Genomic DNA, 18,750 nt, shown 5'->3' with positions numbered 1-18,750 from the left:
GGCTCTTCGTGGAGTGCGGCTACGAGCACACCACGATGATCTGAAGAGCAATACGCTAAATCGAAAAAGGCAAACCCCGGAGACGTGATTTTCGCCATAACGAGCGAGAATATCGAAGATGTCTGCACACCATTGGCGTGGGAAGGCGAACAGCCGGTTGCAATCAGCGGGCACTCTTGCGCGTATGCGACCGAAAGCTTTATCCCGATATACCTAGCATATTCAGCTACTGCTCAGGACTTTCAGATATCCAAACGAAAGGTAGCGAGGATACCTACAGGCTATCTTCGAACTATTTGATTTGGAGCAGACGGAGGAAAAAAATAGGGCAGAATCGCTTTCACGATCCTGCCCCGCAAACCCGAGGGTTTCTAACTAGTAACTATTATGCAGCTAAACGCCCCATTGTCAATCCCGCGGGCATTTTGGTGCACACGCATTGATCGTGAACGGTGATACCCGCGCTGCCGGAAAGAGGGGCTACCCGAGCCAAGCCTCGAAGACCCTCGCGATGAAGTCGTGCGACGAGGTTATCACGGTGTTGCTCGCGTACCAGCCACCGTGAAGCTTGGATCTATCGGCAAGTGCGAGTAGTCTCTCGGGGTTCCAAAACATTCGGAAGTCTACCTGGATCGCCTATCGGATATTGGGCAAGCGAAAAGATTGAACGAATATTTACGCAATGCGAGCCCTTTGATAAGTCGCTTGCTTTCAGAGAAGGTATTCACACGGCGAATAACGACCGATTTTTGAAATTTTGGTGGGAACCCAACCAAAATCTTTTAGTGCGTAATGCGACGTGTGTGGAAGACATTGATGCCGCAGGACAAAAGGGCGCGGGTCTCCGGTGGAGACCTCAAAGCGTGAAGCGCTTTGAAGCACCGACCGAGCCAACAGGCGAGACCTCCCTTTGCAATTTCTCATTTCCCTCGCAGGCGCATATACAAACTGCAAAAGACAGCTTGTAATGTCTGCGCAGGAAACACAAAAGCAAACGGCGGAGAGAATCATTTCTTCTCCGCCGTTTGCTTTCTCTTGGCAAGGTAAAAGGTTACTTGTGCCTCCTTGTCCGTCAGCGGGATATCGACCCGGCTCGGGTAGCCGCCCTGCCGCTGGCCGTAATCCGTGGAAAAGCACGGCAGCGTGGAGGCCCTTACCAGTTCCTCAAAGGTGGCAGGGTCGGACTGCACCAGAAACTTGGAGGCGGGCATTTTCTCCCGGCAGAGGGTATCCCAGAACCCCAATTCTGTCCGCAGCAGGAAATTGAAGCCGTTGATGTCTGCAAAGGTCAGCTCGCTTTTCTTCGCCAGCTCATGCTCCGGCGGCACGCAGACAAAGAGCTTCTCTTGCAGGAAGGGCGCAGCGCCTTCGATGGGAAAGGGCAGAATGGCAATGTCGCAGGAGCCGTCCTGCCAGGCGGAGAGCACCTCCTCGTTCTGGCAGATCGCAGAGGAAACCATCATACCCGGTCGGTGCGTATTTAATTTCGGCAGTAATTCCCAAAGCGGAGCGGGGGCGCAGGAGCGCACAATCACCGTCCGCTGCCGTCGGTCAAAATCCCGCACCTGCTGCACAGCCTGTTCCGCTTCACTGAGCAGCTTGCTGGCGCGTTCCACGGCGGCAAGCCCTGTTTCGTTCAGCTCGATTTTGTTTTTCCCTCGGTGAAAGAGTGTCACGCCAAAGGCGTCCTCCAAATGCTGCATGGAGCGGGTGACGGAGGGCGTGGAGATATGAAATTCCTCCGCAACACGGCTGAGTGTGCCGAGATCCGCGAACGCCACCAACTGGCTCAGTTCATATAAGTCGATCATGCCACCGCCTCCACATTTCATATTCCGAAAAGCACTTTGCAATATAAATAGTGTACATCGTTCCAATCTCGGGGTAAAAGTACAGATAGAACCAAATCTGCTTTTCAGAAATAGGGAGGTATCTTCATGGAATATGTAACGTTGAACAACGGTATCAAAATGCCGAAGCTGGGCTACGGCGTGTATCAGACGCCGCCGGAGGACACCAAGCGCTGCGTGCTGGACGCCATTGAGGTGGGCTACCGCAGCATCGACACGGCGCAGGCGTACAACAACGAGGAAGGTGTCGGTGCGGCGCTGGCGGAAAGCGGCCTTCCCCGTGAGGAATTTTTCCTGACCACCAAGGTCTGGATTACCAATGCAGGCTACGAAAAGGCCAAGGCGTCCATCGCGGAGTCCATGCGCAAGCTGCGTACCGATTATCTTGATCTGCTGCTCATTCATCAGCCCTTCGGGGACTATTACGGTACTTACCGGGCAATGGAGGAGCTTTATAAAGAAGGCAAACTCCGCGCCATCGGCGTTTCCAACTTCGGCCCTGACCGCTATCTGGATATGCAGCATTTTGCCGAGGTCAAGCCCGCAGTGAATCAGATCGAGACCCACGTGTTCCAGCAGCAGAAAACCGCGAAGGAATACCTTAAAAAATACGATTGCCAGATCGAATCGTGGGGCCCGTTTGCGGAGGGACGCGGGGATATGTTCAACAATCCGGTGCTGACCGAGATCGGCAAAAAGTACGGCAAGACCGCCGCCCAGACCGCGCTGCGCTTCCTGCTCCAGAGCAATGTGGTCGTTATCCCCAAGTCCACCCACAAGGATCGGATGCAGCAGAATTTCGACCTGTTCGACTTCACGTTGACGGTGGAGGATATGGCGGACATCGAGGCACTGGACAGCGGCGAGAGCCTGTTCTTCTCTCACTATGATCCCAAAACCGTGGAATGGTTTATGTCCATTTTGTGAGAAGCGTTCAGAAAAGGAAATGGCAGATGCCGGCTAAGGTGATGCGATACTTAGACCCCGCAGAGCAGAAAGAATAACTGCCATGCCAAATGCCATTCATTAAAGATCCCATTCTTTCTAAGCTGGTCTGAGCAATAAAGTCCATTCTGGGCATAGGGTGAAGCATATAAGGTTAAACGCTAAAAACCCGAAGCAGCACTTTTACGGTGCTACTTCGGGTTTTCCTTATGGTGATGTCAAATCATCCCAAAGTGTTTCAATGCCTCCGTAATGACTCTTTCCTTTTCCGGTGGGCATTGTGGCTGCTTGGCATCCTCAGATTTCGGTTTATTGTAGTTCTCGCGCTCAATAATGCCGTGTTTCTGCTTTACCTGAGCAATATAGAGACTGCTGACCTTCAAACCACTGCATTCCAGAACATAATCAGATTTTCAGGTATTAGAGAGGTTCCTCCCCTCGACTCGGAATAGCCGCATTCATCTCTCCAGCCATCTCGAATTCTCTTCAATTCGCTTAAGCCTTCCCCAAGAAGGAATTCTTTGTAAATCGGTTCGCTATTCATCCCACACCTCGTTTACTCTGCGTATTGTCAGCCTTGCGCGAGCGAATTGCTCCCATAGGCGTATCACGGACCGCATATGAAAAGGAGGCTACGGAGGCGGGCCAGAAGTGCTGGCTCGGGCCATGCCGCCGTCACCTTTATTTTCAGGCTCATTGCCTGCGTTGGATGGCATTGTCTCACCGCGTTGCCTCGGGAGCCATATCGTGCGGCGGACAAGGCAAACCCAGGGGGCAGTTGGCGGAGAAGCCACAATTAGACCGCTGATCGCGAAAGCGGCTCAACTCATGAGCAAGCCACCTGAGACTACTCACTTTTCCCGCCGATGGTGAAGGCTTGCGACCTGGGGTTTTGCGAATGACGCGTAAGCCACCCGCGTTAATTCACTTATGATTGTTGCTGGCGGCTTGCGCTCTAAAAGACGGTTGAGTTTCAAAACGGGCGTTTTCGGCGTTATCGAGCCTCCAAAGGCGGCCCGTCGTGCCTTTTGGGACAAAAACAAAAACTCAAAGCCCTGAGTTTAAGGTGAGTTTTTGAAGCTGCCCCAGCTTCTGTCCCCGAGGCCGACGAAATGCGACGAGGCGTTACCTGGCGGCACTCGACTCGAGACGGCGCCGAAAACTGAGTGCAACTGGAATGACAGGGCGGCAGAACCGGTGCCATCGAGCGGGAATAGCGGGAACTGGCTTCTGAACTCCGCCAGGGCGCGTCGCATGAAGCGCGCTAAGACCATGCTCGTCGGGTGTTGCTCCATTGCGCAGGTACAACACGCCTAGGCTGGACGCGCTGTTCAACGTTTTTTCAAACAATCAAACGGTCTACCGGACGTCTCTCCCATTGAATGGCGCAATTCAAATCCGCAATAGCAAAGGATGCGAGGCCGTGCAATCATGCAGGTCCGCGCCATGCCTCGCGGTATCGCCATTTTAGCGATCTGATTGCGCTGTAGTCCGTTTTGGAAGGTCCACGAGCATCACGGTTCCGTTCTCGGAACTTGATTCGACTTCCGCGGAGCCGCCATGGAGCGTCGCAATCTCCCAAACAAGCGCCAATCCAAGCCCCGCGCCGCCGTATGCTCTGCTGCGAGATTTGTCGACGCGAAAGAACGGCTGGAAGATGCTCTCACGGTACTCCTTGGGTATTCCCTGGCCCTGGTCCTCAACTCTCAGGAACACGTGGCTGTCGTTGTTGCAGATGGAGACGTTGACAGTCGAGCCAGGGCGGCTGTAACGGATGGCATTTTCGACCAGGTTAAACACCAGCCGATAAAGGAGCGTGTCGCTTCCGATTATCAGAGCGCCTCCACTGCAATTGAGGGCGATGTCTTTATGCTCGGCAAGCGGAGCGAGGTCGGTGAGGACTTCTTCGGACAGGGGGCCAAGCTCAATATTGTCCTCGCAGGGAACGCTGCGGAGCTCGCTCATCTCAAGCAGCACCTTGGTCATTCGCGACATCCGCTCGGTTTGTTCTTGTAGCAGGCCGAGCAGCTCGGCTGTTTGGGGTTGCGATGTGGGGTGCTCGGAGACAAACAGTTCAATCTGCGCTTGCATAAGGGCGAGCGGGGTGCGCAGCTCGTGTGCGGCGTTGCCGGTAAACTGACGCTGTGCAGAGAACCCTTCGCCAAGACGGGCGATCATGTCGTTGAATGAGGCGCTGCATCGCTGTAGCTCGGTGGGTACATCTTTGCTGAGCTTAATTTCGCTTAGGTTGTCAGGCTGCACGCGCTCTACCTGAGCGGCAAAAGCCCGCAGAGGTTTGAGCGCACGGCCGCTCGCAAAGTATGCCAGTACGCCGCCAAGTAGCGTGATTCCAGCCGTGATGCACCAGGCTGTCGCGCCGAAAGACTCTTGTGCGTCGTTTACGACGATCGTGACCTTTTCATCGAGGGTCGCTTTCGTTGGGTCGAACGCCTGGGGCGAATCTTCACCGGTTGCGTTAAAGGCCGAGATGTCACTGCCGATGGCATCCATGTAGCGCATGCCCGTATAGCCGACCAAGCAGTTCGTTAGCACGCACGCCGCACACGTGAGCAGCGCCGTCATGATCGTTATGCGCCATTGCAGCGAAAGCCTTTTCATTCGCCATCCTCCATAACGTAGCCCTCTCCAATCCGATTGCGAATCGGGTCGTATCCCAAAGCGCTGCGCAACTTTTTTCGGAGCGACGAGATGTGAACGCGGGTTGCGTTGCTAAAGCTGTTCACGGTGCTATCCCAAACGTGCTCGATAAGCTCCTCTTGGCTTACCGGTCGTCCCTGATTAAGCATCAGGTATTCCAAAATTCCCGTTTCCTTGCGTGTAAGAGATAAAGCCTCGCTGTCCACGGAGGCGATGCGCGCCTTAGTGTCAAAGCTGAGCTTTCCGCAGGTTAATACTATGTCGCTTTGTGCGAAGCGCCTGAGGGTAAGGCTGCGGATCCTTGCCGCAAGCTCGTCCAGATGAAACGGCTTGGTAAGGTAATCGTTGGCACCGGCATCGAGTCCGGCGACTTTATCCGATACTTCGCCACGCGCGGACAGAATCAGAACCTTGGTCTCGCAGTCGGTTTTCCTAAGCTCCCTGAGCACGGTCATGCCGTCGATACGGGGGAGATTGAGGTCGAGTACCACGAGGTCAAAGACTTCGACGTCCAGCAGGTCGAGCGCCTCCCGTCCATCGTGGCAGCAGTCGACGCTGTATGCCAGGTTTCGCAGGCTGCGTGCGATTGTGTCGCACAGTGCTCGTTCGTCTTCGACGATTAAAATACGCATAACAGTCTCCTTGCACATTCCAAATCGCGCTTAACACGGATTTTATGGTCGATATGGTCCAATGGTCGCGTAACGAAAGGAGTGGTCAGGTTGTTCAAAGCGGTAAAACCCGTGGTACAGGTCGCTTTGTTGATCGTCGGAATTGCCATGGTGTGCTTTGGCGTTATGCGTGGCGAGGCGGATGCCGTGCTGGCCAAAGCGATTAGGCTGTGCTTGGAGTGTATCGGAATTGGATAAAAGAGAAAACACTGCGTCGCATATTTTAGCCCGATTTCGCGGGTTCATTCAGGCGGTGGCGACGCTCGTCACCAACATTCACCTGCCAAACTTCGCCAAAGGCGGCATCTATCAGGGTGTGGGAAAAACAGTCTGCGTACCTGGGCTTAACTGCTATTCGTGCCCCGCGGCTGCGGGTGCATGTCCTATTGGTGCATTTCAGTCGGTGGCGGGTTCGTCCAAGTTCAACTTTTCTTACTACGTCACCGGTACGCTCATTTTGCTCGGCGTGTTGCTGGGACGCTTTGTGTGTGGGTTCCTGTGTCCGTTTGGCTGGCTGCAGGAGCTGCTTCACAAGATTCCCGGCAAAAAGCTTTCGACAAAAGGGCTCAAGGCGCTTACGTATATCAAATACTTTGTGCTGCTGTTTACCGTGGTGGTGCTGCCCGCGCTGGTGGTCAACGATGTGGGGATGGGCGACCCGTTCTTTTGCAAGTATATCTGTCCGCAGGGCGTGCTCGAGGGCGCCATTCCACTGGCAATCACTAATGTGGGCATCCGATCTGCGCTGGGCCAGCTCTTCACCTGGAAGCTTCTCGTTCTCGTTGCCGTGGTGGTGCTGAGCGTTTTGTTCTACCGCCCCTTCTGCAAGTGGATTTGTCCGCTCGGCGCATTCTATGGACTCATGAACAAGGTGTCCTTGCTGGGAATTCGAGTCGATGCATGCAAATGCATCTCGTGCGGCACGTGCTCGAAGGTTTGCCAGATGGACGTCGATGCGACCCGCGCGCCCAACCATGCCGAATGTATCCGGTGCGGAAAGTGCATCGGGGCCTGTCCTGTCGATGCCATCAGCTATCGCTACGGTCTGGATGTGTCGGCAGAAAAGCTCCCCCTGACCGACGATAAAAAGTAAAACAAGCTTCGACAAAACGGAGGAATGACCATGAAGCTTTCTAAGATTGCGGCCCTGTTTATGGTGTCGGTACTGGCCTTGTGTCTTGTGGCGTGCTCGGCGCCCGGTGGCAACGCGAGCGAATCTGCGAGCTCCAATCCTAAGATCGAGGAGCTCATTGCACAAGAACCGGCCAACGCCGACGAGGCTGCCGAGCTGTATGCGAAGCTCATGCAGAAGGAGAACGATATCCTTTCGAGTGATAACGCGCTGTGGGAAAAGGTGTTCAATGCGGCAAATAAAGACTCGGCAATGATTAAGGACGGCAGCAATTACGGCGATTTCCTGCTCAAGACCATCGATGGCGCCAAGGATGAGTTTACGGCGGATGAGCTTAAGACGCTCAAGGCCGGCGCGCAACAGATCAAGGAGATTGAGGACAAGCTCGAGAGCCTGGAAAAGAAGTTTCCCGGCTGTGGAAGCACGCCGAGCGCAGGCGAGAGCGTCGACGCTTCGACCGCGGGCATGACGGCTGGCGCCAATGCTTCGAGCGAGGCGACGAAGTTCCCCAGCTTTACGGGCAAGGACCTGGACGGCAACGACGTAAGCAGCGACGAGCTGTTCTCCAAGAACAAGGCCACCGTCATGAACTTCTGGTTTACCACGTGCAAGCCGTGCGTGGGCGAGCTGGGCAATCTGGAGCAGCTGAACAAAGAGCTTGCCGAGAAGGGCGGTCAGGTCGTGGGTGTCAATTCCTTTACGCTCGATGGCAACAAGGACGAGATTGCAGATGCCAAGGATGTACTGAACAAGAAAGGCGTGACGTACAAGAACATCTGGTTCAAGTCTGACAGCGAGGCTGGCAAGTTCACGTCAAATCTGTTCTCTTTCCCGACAACCTACGTTATCGACCGGAACGGCAACATCGTAGGGGAGCCCATCGTTGGTGCGATTACTTCCGCAGAACAGCGTGCGGCGCTCAATAAGCTCATCGATCAGGCAATTTCGGATAGCGAGCGATAAAAAACTAGCTATGCGCATCGAAGAGGCTTCGGGGTTCCAGAGCCTCTTCATCACAGAAGGTTTCTAATCAGGGGCTGCGAACGCGGCCCCTCTCTATGCCTCGGCATTCAGTTGCCAGCTGATTTGTGGGCAGCATGAAATAACGCGGCGATTGAAATTCCTTAACTCAGATGCTCATGGTCAGTTTCTATGGTGTTCGAAGACCTCGCTTAAGATCGAAAATGAAGCTGTACGCAATGAGTTTTCAGTCGTCGCTCCCGCGCATCACTTCTGATCTGCGGGAGTGCAAGACGGTAAACGAACCCCTACGGAAACTTGGGAGTGATTAAGGGGGGGGCGGCTCTTCCGCTGGCGTAAATTGCCAAAGCAAGGTGTGGGTCGGTCGAATAACCGGGCCGTTTCTGTTTTGATGCTTTGCTCGCTTGCCTGCCTGCCTGCCTTTGCCAGCGAGCGTTTTTGGCGCTATCTAACGGCTGCGGCGCCTTGCTACGGCAACGCCGGCCGCTGCTGCGGCTGCTGCTGCGCCGGCGACGCCCAGGGTGATTGCCAACGCGCCGTTGTCTCCTGTTGCGGGCAGGGTTTTATCGGCGGACTTAGCGACCTCCGCGACAGTGGCGGAGACGGGCTCCGTAGCCGGCTTTTTCGCTTCAGGCTGTGGGGCAGGGTTGGGCTTTGAATCTACCCCGATTCTATTGACACCTTCTACGCCGCCTTCGAGCGGCCTTCGTCATCCGGCCAATTGGCCTCCTCGAACTCAGCCGGGCTCATATAGCCCAGCGCCGAGTGGATCCTCGCGCGGTTGTAGACGACCTCGATGCGCTCGAAGGCGTCGAGCGCGGCCTCGTCCCGCGTGGCGTAGACGCGCACGTGCACGCACTCGGACTTCACGATGCCCATCAGCGACTCCATCGCCGCGTTGTCCCACGGCGAGGATATCGAGCCCATCGACGGGCGGATTCCGTGCTCGCGCATGGTCTTGGAAAGCGGCAGCGACACGTACTGCGACCCGTGATCGCTGTGGTGGATGCATCCCTCGGGATTGTTTCGCCTGGCCAGCGCCATCTTCAGCGCCTCGTCGGCGAGCTCGGCGGTGATGCTCGGGCCCATGGCCCAGCCGACGATCCGCCTCGACCATATGCCCATCGCCAGCGCCAAATACAGCCAGCCCTGTCGGGTCTTCACGCAAGCGATGTCGGCGAACCACGCCATGTTTGGGCCGTCGGCGCTGAACCTGCGTCTGACCAGGTCTTCGGCCGAATCCCGCTTGGCTGCGCGCTTCTCGCTCGAGGGGCGCTTGGCGCATGCGCGCGCGGCGCCTCGCCAGCCGCGCTCGCGCATGATGCGCGCCACGCGCTTCATCGACGTGCGCACGCCCATTCGCCTCGGCGCGAAGAACGCCTTCGGCGCGCCGTATATGCCGCGCACCTCTGCCCTGACCCGGGAGATCAATTCGGCGAGCTCCTCGTCGCGCATCGCGTGCGCGCTCGGCGGGCGCCTCTTCCACGCATAGTAGCCCTGGCGGGCGGCCTTGAGCGCGGCGCACATCTCCGAGACCGGCCACCTTCCCTCGTTGAAGAACACGAACCCGAACTTCGCCCTCTTCGCCGACCCTCCTACAGCTGCCTGCTGGCGAAGAGGGCGCTCGCTTTTAAAAGTATCTCGTTCTCCCTCTTCAGCCGCTCGTTCTCGCGCTTGAGCCTGCACAGGTCCTCGGCCATCTGGAACGGGTCGTCGCGCGCCCCGCAATCGGCCGCGTCGGCCTTCTTGACTCAGCCGGACAGGCTTCCGGCGTCGCAGCCCGGCCCGCGCGCCACCTCCGCGTAGCTCGTCCCAGACTTTTTGTAAAGCTCCACGGCCTTCTGCTTGAACTCTGCCGTGTACCTTGGCGATGGGGCTCCCATATCCGCCTCCTATCTTCCGTTGCCCGCATCATGCGAAACGGAAATCGACTTGTCAACGGGAATGGGGCAGATTCAGATTCATTTTGCCGGGGTCGAAGGTCTTCGCCTGTCAGGCCGTTTCCGGATTCGGCCAGAACTCGGGCGCGGCACCCGACGCCTCGGAGTTCGACCGGGATGGGCGGCCTCAGTCCAGCAATTGCCTCATGAGCTCGTCCTTGGAGGAAATACCCATTTTCGAGTAAACGTGATGAATGTGAGAATCGACGGTGCCCTTGGAAATGTAGAGCGTCTCGCGAATGTGGGCGCGGCTACGCCCTTGAGACAGCAAGATCAGCACTTCGAGCTCCCTTGAGGACAGTCCGTATTCCTCGGCTAAGATTAAGCATTTCGCGGCTAATCGGTCTTCCGCAGCGCCCAGTTCTCCCGAATCGCGTTCTCCGCCCGAGGTGGCGGCTCCGTCGCGTCCCGGAATGCCGTCGGGCTCGGCGCTGGCGAAGGTTTCGCCTCCGGCTTCGCATCGCCCTGGTCCGGCGCTATCACCCGCCCAGTGGCTCCGCCGGAAAAGCAGACGGTCCTGCGAAAGCCTGGACATAGCGCCCTGAGAGCCGGGGTCTTTCTCTGGAGCAAGCGATGCGGCGAACACGAACGCCACCAAAGCCACCAGCAAAGTATCACAAGCGGCTTCGGTGCCGAACCGATCCAGCACGCCAGCCCACATACACGAGCCCAGGATGCCCCCCATGGAAGCTGTGGCAAAACCGATGGCGATGACACCCGTGGCATGTTTGGGGTTGCGTTTGGCGATATAAATGCAGAAGAGCTTGCCCATGACCTCGAAACCCGTATTTACGACGGACAGGCATAGGAAAACCGGGATAAAATACGCCGTCTCTGAGAACTGAAACAGCACCGTCCCAACTGCAAACAGGGGCAATGCCCACCCATACAGGGTCGAAAGAGAAAAACGGCGCGTCATGCGCAACGCAAGCCAGACGATCACGAACAGCGCGGCAATGCTGACGGCGAACATGATGAGCGACGTTTCGAAGCGGATGGCCGCACGGAACAAAAACGCATTCCAGGCCAGCGATATGGAGGCGAAGACAAAAACGAGATTTATCAGCGGCCAAGCGACGCTTCCGCGCGGTGCGGATTCGTCCTGGGCCTTCTGGGGGTACCCGCCGAGAGGGGCATCGCCCTCCCCCTGAGCATCCACGTGGCGCACGCTTTTGCGGAAGCAGAACAGGGAGGCGAGGGGCAGAAGCAGAAGCAGGCACGAATACGGAATCGTGGCCCCTTGCTCCAGCAGATTGATTCCCGCGGCGGCGGCGAGCAGCAGCACCAGCAAAGGAAACCACCCCAAGAAAGCGCACTCAACCGCTTCGGTTTCGGAGCGCACGTACAGATAGCCCCATGCGATAAAGAATGCGCCGATGCCGCCACCCTGCGCGACGTCGGATATCATTTGCAAGCCAGAGGCATTCGCCCCTGCAGCTTCGAAAACGAAACTCGCCACGATTCCCAGCACCAGCAATGCGCAGCCCAGTGTAGCCAAGCTCGTTTGGGGCCGCCGCGGGGCTGGACTCGCTGCGACGAAAGCCGCCACCAGCGAAACCAGCAGCGTCGATCCGAGATACGGCAGATCGTCCAGAACCGAGCCGCCGTGCCCGGCAAGGGTGGATTGGCTCCAGAAGAAGCGCAGAAAACCCCAGCACCAGAGCAGGCCGGACCCAGACATCCAAAAGGAATAATGGGAATCTATTCTAGTTCGCACAGTGATCTTCCGTTCTGGTCGCATTGAGGGCAGCGCCTGCCATACGTTCGAAATTGTACCAAACCGGCGAACGTTCTACGACCGCCAAGCTGACATGGGGCGGTTTCGCCATGCCGACCGCCCAGGAATACGCAATCAATACTTTGCATCGATGTCTTTGCGGGAGAAATCGGCTTTTGCATCGATGCGCCGTATGCGCCAGAAGCCTAACCTACCTTCAACGCCCAACGGCAAAGCGCCGTGGCGGGCGTGAACGAGAGTCGACGAGGGCATGCGGCCGATCACGCAGGCCCCAGGCGGCTTGCCGTGGAAATTCCAAGGAAAGGGGAACACAATGGAACTGTCTCGCAGGAACTTCCTCCAGGTAGCCGGCATCGGCGGCATCGCCGCCGCTGCCGCGGGCCTGGCCTCTTGCGGGTTCAAGGGCACAGAGGACACCGCCGAAGAGGCCATCAAAGCCTCCGAAGTAAAATCTGCCGATATCGTTGTCGTCGGCGGTGGCATGTCCGGCTTGTGCGCCGCGGTCTCCGCCGCCGGCGAAGGCAAAAGCGTCATCATCCTAGAGCAATCCGTCTCTCTCGGCGGCAATGGACTGGGCACGGAAGGCATCTTCGGCTGCGGCTCCTCCATGCAGAAAGAGCAGGGTATCGACTTCACCTTTGCTGACTGCATCACCGAGGAAATGGAGTTTTTCAACTATCGCATCGATACGCTTGCCTGGAAAGATATGTTCACCAACTCCTCTTCTAACATCGATTGGCTGATGGAGCAGGGCGTTCTCATAGATCATGTTGACGATTACCGCGGCATGGGTAGTTTCGCCGGCTTCCATTGGTGGGGAGGCTTCGTCGAAGACGGCGTTATTTCCCGCGACGGCGCAAAGAACGGCTACATTACCCCCATGGCTGCTAAGGCCGAGGAGCTGGGTGTCGAAATCGTATATGAGGCACGTGGCAGGAAGCTCATCATGAACAATGGCGCCGTCGCTGGCGTATATGCGGAGCGCCCTGATGGCACCTTCCTGCAGGTTGATGCCAAGGCGGTCATTCTTGCAACCGGCGGCTACATGGACAGCGACGAGAAGGTCGCGGAAATGGGTGTCGAAGTTGAAGCCATGGTGCGCAAGGGCGCTCCCGGCCATAATGGTGACGGTCTGGACATGGCGGTGGCAGCGGGCGGCGTTGACACCCGCTGGAAACACTGCCTGATGAAAGAGCCTGGCGTTGCTGGCTGGGTGTTCGAGAGCCCACTGTGCGCCATGGGCGTTCGTCTAGGCGGACCCTTCTTGTTCGTTAATCAGAACGCTGAACGTTTCACCAACGAAAACTGCACTGCAAAAAGCCAGGCATACATGGGCAACGTCATCGCCACCCAAGATAAGGTCTTCAGTATCGCCAGTCAAAAAATCATGGAAGATTTCGACGCTAACGTCACCCCTGGCTTCCTGGCAAATGCCGAAGAAGCTGTTGCCGACCCCGTCGCGCAGGCCTGGACCGCCGATACTCTGGATGAGCTCGCCGAGGCCATGGGCGTCGACGCTGCCGCCCTCGCGGGCACTGTAGGCACCTACAACGCATACTGCAGCAACGGCAGAGACGACGACTTCGCAAAGGAAGCTGGCATGCTGGTCGCTATCGAGGAGGGCCCCTTCTGGGGGTTCCAGATGGCCGAGAATTATTTTTCCACCCTGGGCGGCATCGCCAACAATCGCAAGTTCGAGGTTACGGACGCCAACTCTGAGCCCATTCCCGGTCTGTACGTCTGCGGTGCCGACGGCTGTCAGCTGTATCGCGAGACCTACACCGTCCTGCTGCCCGCATCCTGCATGGGCAACAACATCAACTCCGGCCGCTTCGCCGGCCTGAATGCGGCCGAATACGTCGGAGCCTAATGCGCCCCGCGTCGAGCCGCTGAGCTGATCGCGGAATCCCACCTCACCGCAAAGCAGGAAACGGACCGCTTCGTTCGGTCCGTTTCTTGTTCGAGAAAACCGCTCAAGCCGCTGACCCTTAAGCCACTGACGCTGACATGGGGTTCTTCGTCAGGCGTGCAACGTTCATCGAAAAGGTTGATGTTTCAATCGATAATTGGTTGCAATATCGAGCTATCTATCAAAATCAAAATGATTACGACGATTTCGAGTTTCGATTAAACTGCCCGATAGCCTGCAAGCTGAGCAAATCGGCCCCTTTTGCTGTTGAGTATCAAATGAGTATCAACCTAGCGCAAACTAGGTAAAACAGAACGCAGCTGAAGCCACTACGGCAATTTCGCTACGAATTCGCCTTCCGCACCGAAAGCGTGATCTGCGGCATCGAGTATTCGTTGAATTCCTCTTCTGATTCGGTATCGAAGGAGCAGGCGACGCAAACCGGGGCATCGTTGTTGTATACGCGAATGTTCTCGTAGAACGACCCTTGCAGGAACGCCTCTTTGAAATCGGCGGAGATGGCGCACGTTGCGAGCAGCTCGGAATCGGCGACGGAAACGCCTAGGCCGTCGAGCGGAGCATTGAGGGTAGAGTACGTAGATATATTAGTCGTTTTCGGCCGTGTACATGATTCCGCAGAATCGTTCATCCTCGTAAAAGGCCCTGAAATTGATGCTTTTACGCAATGCCAATATGCTCAAAACCCAGAGTGGTATCAGTTCGTTCCGAGGAAAGGCGGTCTTCATCAAACGGCGCACGTCTTCGTTTTTGTTCATTTTTCTAGAAACAGTTTCGGTATGAAGAACCGAAGACTGGTTGTCTTCGGTTTGGCGTTCTGATCGACTGGCGTTCGGCATGTTTTCTCTTAAAGACAGCGTCTCGTCAAATTTGGGTAACCTTTTCGCTATTGCTTGCATAATAGCGATGCGATGTAGCGTGACATCGGGAGCGCAAAAGGCGTAGCTTAGTCGTTGACTCGGTGTGCTGACTCTTCGCGAAGTATGGCTGTGAGTCTCAATTCCTATCATTGTTCATGGATGGTGACGCGCGTGGGATGCGCCCGTAGTCCGTCAGGTGTGTGGGGCGCCTCCTTGCGGCTCGATTGAGTCCGCGATTCTGTCGGATGGGTTGCTCACGACGGCGGCAAGCGGGCAATGGCGGTCGGAAACGCCGTCGCTTCCTGATGTCGACGAAGGTGCCGAGTCCCCGTTTTTTCTCCCGGATAAGAAAAAGCCGGGGAAAACGTCCCCGGCACTTGGAGGCCTTCCTAGCGGAAAACCAGGTGCCTTTTTATCATGGGCAGCTCGGAAATGCAAGTGCGTACGAATCGATATGGGCATTAGCGGAATTGACAATTTGGGACATAGGGCAATTCCTCTAGCTTGAGCTGAACGGTACGCTGCACCATGAGGAAAGTGCGGCCCTCGGTCTTGATGCTGGCCGCACGGCACCGTTCATCTTGCAGTGAGAGGAGCCCACTATGACGGTTGGAAACGAGAAAGCCTCCAAGGAGATTATTTGCCCAGGTTGCGGCGGCGTCATGAAGAACACGGCGTTTAATCCCATCACCGACACGTGCGGCGCCATGTTGCAAGATGGTTGGCTTTGTCCTGAGTGCGCCTATAAGCTGCGTCCTAAATATCCGATGCACTATACAGAGGATGACATTGTTTTGGAAAAAGCGCCTGATGCCGGAAGGCCTATCCTTACCATGATCAGGAACGACTTCCTTTATGCCGACCCATTCGACCCAGACAACAGCACTGCCTTTTCGTACACCAGCGCGCTCAGGAGCGACCCTCTGGCAAGGCTCCGTTCGGACCAAATCAAAGATGAGCTTGCGAGTATCGATGCGTATAAACAGGAGGTTTCGAAGAAATTCGGCGGTGCGCAGAACGTGTTCGAAGTGCTTGAGGTCTCGCCGATGCCAAAGCTCAAGCCGTTCTGTGCCGGTCTTCCCAATATCAAACGACTTAAAGGCGCCATTGCGGTGGCGGGTAATGTACGCTTGGGCGCGTTTGGGGCCGGCGACACCGTGACAGTCCATCGCGGCGGCATACGCTATCAGGCAAAGGTGCTTATCAATCGCTCTACCACGGGATTTCTGCGGTGGTGGATGTTTCCCAACGCGATTGTCGGCCAGCCGCTGCCGACCGTCAGCACGATCGACAGTTCTGATCTTACGCCCGAGAAAGGCGGTTTGAAGGAAGGATGGCATGGCGTGCTGGTGCTAAGTCATGATGCGTCGGGCATTGCTCCAGGCGATGCACTCACGATTGAGTAAAGGTTGGCCTGTCCTAATCTTGTTTGAGTTCTTTGTATAGGAAAGAATCGTGGAGTAAAGAGGGGCGCCTTCGCCGATTCCTCCCATTGCATTCATGGTCGTGAATGCTTCTTTTCGCGCCTGTGCCATAGAGTAGGCGGCTTCCCGCGTGTTTTCTCTAGGGACGCGCGGGAAGCCGCAAGTCGCACTTAATGCCACGGTGCGCGGGCTTATTGATCGTTGTCGTTTTCGTCGTATTCGCCGCGTTCAAGGGCAACGCGGCGAGCGCTATAGGCGGCGAAGGCGGCGCCTGCCGCAGCGATCGTTGCAGCGGCGGCCGTTAAGGATGCATTGCTATCGCCTGTGTTCGCGTATGCCCCTGTTTTCCCATGCTGCTCGTTCTTGCCGCGCTCGCTCTCGCCGTCGGTGTCACCGCTTCCGCTGGGGTCGCCGCCCTCGCCGGAACCGCCGCTCGAGCCGCTATCGCCGTCGACCGCCATTGGGGCGTCGTGTAGCCCTGTCGCATCCACGTTGCCGCAGACGCCAACCTGCACTTCCGAGCGTTCGCATGCTGCGTCGGGAAGGTGGAGCTCGTGCAGCACTGCGCCCAGCGCGGAGTTTGCGCCCGGTCGAATCTCATCGAGCGTTACGGGATCGAGTGCCACCAGGTCGCGCGCCTTCGCGTAGAGCGTTACGCGTTTGCCTACCTCGTCGCTCCAGCTCTCCGGGATGGTAAAGCTCATGCGGAACTGTGCCGTGCAACCCGGTGCCAGCACAGCGTTGCCGTTGTCGGCTACCAGCGGGTGCGTGGCAAAGCGCTCGCCCAGCGCCTCGAGCGTGTACTTCACATGTGCTATGTTGTTGGGCGATGCGTCCTCGGCAAGCTCCGGGTCGTAGATCGATGCCATGCGTGCGTTCGCACCGAATCCGATGGATGCGCTGGAGAACGGTTGGTTGGAGCCCTCTCGGTACAGATCGACTGTTCCTGCGGTCAGCAGCGTGTTGCCATCGTTTCGTACCGTTACCGTAAACGACTCGCTTGCCGTCCCGGGCACCACGGCGCCCAGGTTGGCTATCGCGCCCAGTGGCGTGGCGCATGCCACCAAGGGCACTTCGATGCCGTGAAGTTCTGCCTTGCTCTGCTCGGCGCTTACGATGTGCGTGGCAAGCGCTGAGAGCATGCCGCCCGAGGTCAAAAACGTCGTTATCTGATCGATGGGGTGCTCCAACTCGCAGAGCACGAATGGCTCCGTGAACAGGTCGTCGATCAGGGTGCTGGCAAAGATGCGGAAGTGCTTGCCCATCACCGCTACCGGGTTGCCTTCTTCGTCGTAGGTCTGTCCCACCTTGCCGTCGGTGTTCTCTACGTACATCACGCACCGGCCGTTGTTGCTTACGCTAAACGACGCCGGGCCACAGCCCGCGGCGCCCACGGGTTCCGACGCAAATGCCTTCGCGCCTCGTGTCCAAGTAATATGCTGCAGCTGCTCGTTGACGGTAGCCAAAAAGCCCGTGTGCTGCGGCCACGGCACCGCATGGGGCACTGTGGCATCTGACGACATAACGCCCCAACCTGCGATGGACTGGCCGATCACGGCGTACGATGCGCAGCCACAACCGCTTGCAGTTTCGTATGCAACGGGCACCACCATTTTGCCGTTGATATTCTCGGGCGCGCCCAGCTCGATGCTCGACGGTGCCTGCGGAAAGCGGAGAACCTGACGGAACGTGAGGCTATCGCCCAAATCGTCCGACCACAGGGTAAAGCACTCGAGCGCGACCTCTGCCTCGCTGCCGAGCGCCTTCTCGGCGGTGGCTCCGCGGCGATGGAGATAGGCGCCCGACAGACGTCCGTCGGCAAGTGTCTTGCCCACCGTGATGCGTGGGCACTGCAGGCAATGGTGGCCATCCTCCTGAAGACGACCGCGCGAGATGCTGCGCCACGACGTGTGCGACACCACGCGAACTTCGCTATTGCTTATGCGTAGGCGCACAACGGACAGTATGCCTGCCGTGCTTGCCGTGTCGAACCGGGTTGCGTCGCCTTCGGGGCGCTCTCCCGAGACCAGCAATACGTAGGCGTCTTGGTTTCCTCTCCCGTCTGTATATTCCACCACGTCGAAGTCGTAATCGAATATGTCGTTGCGCTCCACGTCGCCCTCGCCAAACCCAAGGGGGAAGTCCACGGGCGTGGGAGCGGACCACGCGCCGTTTGCCTTCGTGTGTACCACCAGGCGCGAACGACCGTTCTCGCCGTAGCGCACCGAGGCGATACGGAACAGGCATTCCACGCCGGCTATCTCCGCAAACTTCATGTGGGCTTCGCTGAGCACGCCGGTGAACAGCACATTGTCTCTCGAGGGCTTTATGCCGCCTCTCTCGTCCTCCGACACGCCGGCAGAATTGGCGTTCGGGTCAGCAACGGCATTCGTTGCCTGGCCGATGTAGGTGTACTTATACATTGGTGCGGCATTTTCGTCATCCTCCATCAGGGCATGGACGAAATGCTCGACCTGTCCCGTGTCATCGCTCTCTGCATCCGCGTCGAGCTCAATGCGTGTGACCGCTTGGTCCCAATCGCGTACGATCGGTACGACGTTTACGGGGGTGGCTGCAACTTCGGCGCATGCGAGCAGCTCGGCATTGGTGACGATGGTGGCCGA

The 18,750-nt window shown here is 57.2% G+C and carries 15 protein-coding genes; 6 read left to right on the top strand and 9 right to left on the bottom strand.

The genetic code is table 11. The features are described 5' to 3' along the window. Window positions 1-1,007: 1,007 nt before the first annotated feature. Entirely contained in the window at window positions 1,008-1,811 is an 804-nt protein-coding gene (locus tag Q0D41_RS09865; RefSeq protein WP_294378755.1) for a LysR family transcriptional regulator, read from the bottom strand. A 126-nt stretch (window positions 1,812-1,937) separates the two neighbouring features. Here Q0D41_RS09865 and Q0D41_RS09860 point away from each other — a divergent pair, with 126 nt between their 5' ends. After that, window positions 1,938-2,777, top strand: coding sequence for an aldo/keto reductase (locus Q0D41_RS09860; protein WP_294378753.1), 840 nt, complete (start codon window positions 1,938-1,940; stop codon window positions 2,775-2,777). Window positions 2,778-4,262: 1,485 nt separating this feature from the next. Here Q0D41_RS09860 and Q0D41_RS09855 read toward each other — a convergent pair. Continuing rightward, window positions 4,263-5,414, bottom strand: a complete 1,152-nt coding sequence (locus tag Q0D41_RS09855) for an ATP-binding protein (RefSeq protein ID WP_294378750.1) — start codon at window positions 5,412-5,414, stop codon at window positions 4,263-4,265. Then, window positions 5,411-6,085 (bottom strand): response regulator transcription factor, encoded by a 675-nt coding sequence (locus Q0D41_RS09850; protein WP_294378747.1) that lies wholly within the window; start codon window positions 6,083-6,085, stop codon window positions 5,411-5,413. Before Q0D41_RS09850 ends, Q0D41_RS09855 begins: the two co-directional genes overlap by 4 nt. A 90-nt stretch (window positions 6,086-6,175) precedes the next feature. Here Q0D41_RS09850 and Q0D41_RS10110 point away from each other — a divergent pair, with 90 nt between their 5' ends. The 3 genes from Q0D41_RS10110 to Q0D41_RS09840 are packed head-to-tail and all read left to right on the top strand — an operon-like array spanning window position 6,176 to window position 8,219. Next, on the top strand, window positions 6,176-6,322 hold the full coding sequence (locus Q0D41_RS10110; protein WP_040219972.1) for a CD1871A family CXXC motif-containing protein: 147 nt from the start codon (window positions 6,176-6,178) through the stop codon (window positions 6,320-6,322). Next, the gene (locus Q0D41_RS09845) at window positions 6,315-7,217 is read left to right on the top strand and encodes a 4Fe-4S binding protein (protein ID WP_294378745.1); all 903 of its coding nucleotides are present in this window, start codon (window positions 6,315-6,317) and stop codon (window positions 7,215-7,217) included. The genes Q0D41_RS10110 and Q0D41_RS09845 overlap by 8 nt, the downstream gene beginning before the upstream one ends. A 30-nt stretch (window positions 7,218-7,247) precedes the next feature. Then, window positions 7,248-8,219, top strand: coding sequence for a TlpA disulfide reductase family protein (locus Q0D41_RS09840; RefSeq protein WP_294378742.1), 972 nt, complete (start codon window positions 7,248-7,250; stop codon window positions 8,217-8,219). 466 nt (window positions 8,220-8,685) lie between these two features. On the opposite strand, the gene Q0D41_RS10105 is transcribed toward Q0D41_RS09840, so the two are convergent. From Q0D41_RS10105 to Q0D41_RS09830, 4 genes are all read right to left on the bottom strand, one after another. Beyond that, a complete protein-coding gene (locus Q0D41_RS10105) occupies window positions 8,686-8,907 on the bottom strand; it encodes an LPXTG cell wall anchor domain-containing protein (RefSeq protein ID WP_367113841.1) in 222 nt (73 codons plus the stop codon). 14 nt (window positions 8,908-8,921) lie between these two features. Next, on the bottom strand, window positions 8,922-9,923 hold the full coding sequence (locus Q0D41_RS09835; protein WP_294378739.1) for an IS3 family transposase: 1,002 nt from the start codon (window positions 9,921-9,923) through the stop codon (window positions 8,922-8,924). Between the two features lie 65 nt (window positions 9,924-9,988). Beyond that, the gene (locus tag Q0D41_RS10100) at window positions 9,989-10,120 is read right to left on the bottom strand and encodes a transposase (RefSeq protein WP_367113840.1); all 132 of its coding nucleotides are present in this window, start codon (window positions 10,118-10,120) and stop codon (window positions 9,989-9,991) included. Between the two features lie 184 nt (window positions 10,121-10,304). Further along, window positions 10,305-11,894 (bottom strand): helix-turn-helix transcriptional regulator, encoded by a 1,590-nt coding sequence (locus Q0D41_RS09830; RefSeq protein ID WP_294378736.1) that lies wholly within the window; start codon window positions 11,892-11,894, stop codon window positions 10,305-10,307. Between the two features lie 334 nt (window positions 11,895-12,228). Here Q0D41_RS09830 and Q0D41_RS09825 point away from each other — a divergent pair, with 334 nt between their 5' ends. Continuing rightward, window positions 12,229-13,785, top strand: a complete 1,557-nt coding sequence (locus Q0D41_RS09825; RefSeq protein ID WP_294378734.1) for an FAD-dependent oxidoreductase — start codon at window positions 12,229-12,231, stop codon at window positions 13,783-13,785. A 382-nt stretch (window positions 13,786-14,167) separates the two neighbouring features. Here Q0D41_RS09825 and Q0D41_RS09820 read toward each other — a convergent pair whose 3' ends face one another. Continuing rightward, on the bottom strand, window positions 14,168-14,473 hold the full coding sequence (locus tag Q0D41_RS09820; protein WP_294378731.1) for a hypothetical protein: 306 nt from the start codon (window positions 14,471-14,473) through the stop codon (window positions 14,168-14,170). An 831-nt stretch (window positions 14,474-15,304) separates the two neighbouring features. Here Q0D41_RS09820 and Q0D41_RS09815 point away from each other — a divergent pair. Continuing rightward, a complete protein-coding gene (locus Q0D41_RS09815) occupies window positions 15,305-16,108 on the top strand; it encodes a hypothetical protein (protein ID WP_294378728.1) in 804 nt (267 codons plus the stop codon). Window positions 16,109-16,317: 209 nt separating this feature from the next. On the opposite strand, the gene Q0D41_RS09810 is transcribed toward Q0D41_RS09815, so the two are convergent. After that, the coding region (locus Q0D41_RS09810) for a hypothetical protein (RefSeq protein ID WP_294378722.1) at window positions 16,318-18,750 on the bottom strand (2,433 nt) is incomplete at its 5' end.

The sequence above is a fragment of the uncultured Slackia sp. genome (assembly GCF_934630525.1).
In the GTDB taxonomy this organism is placed as follows: domain Bacteria; phylum Actinomycetota; class Coriobacteriia; order Coriobacteriales; family Eggerthellaceae; genus Slackia.
Note: the sequence above shows the minus strand (reverse complement) of the source record. Positions and strands in the feature narration are given on the sequence as shown.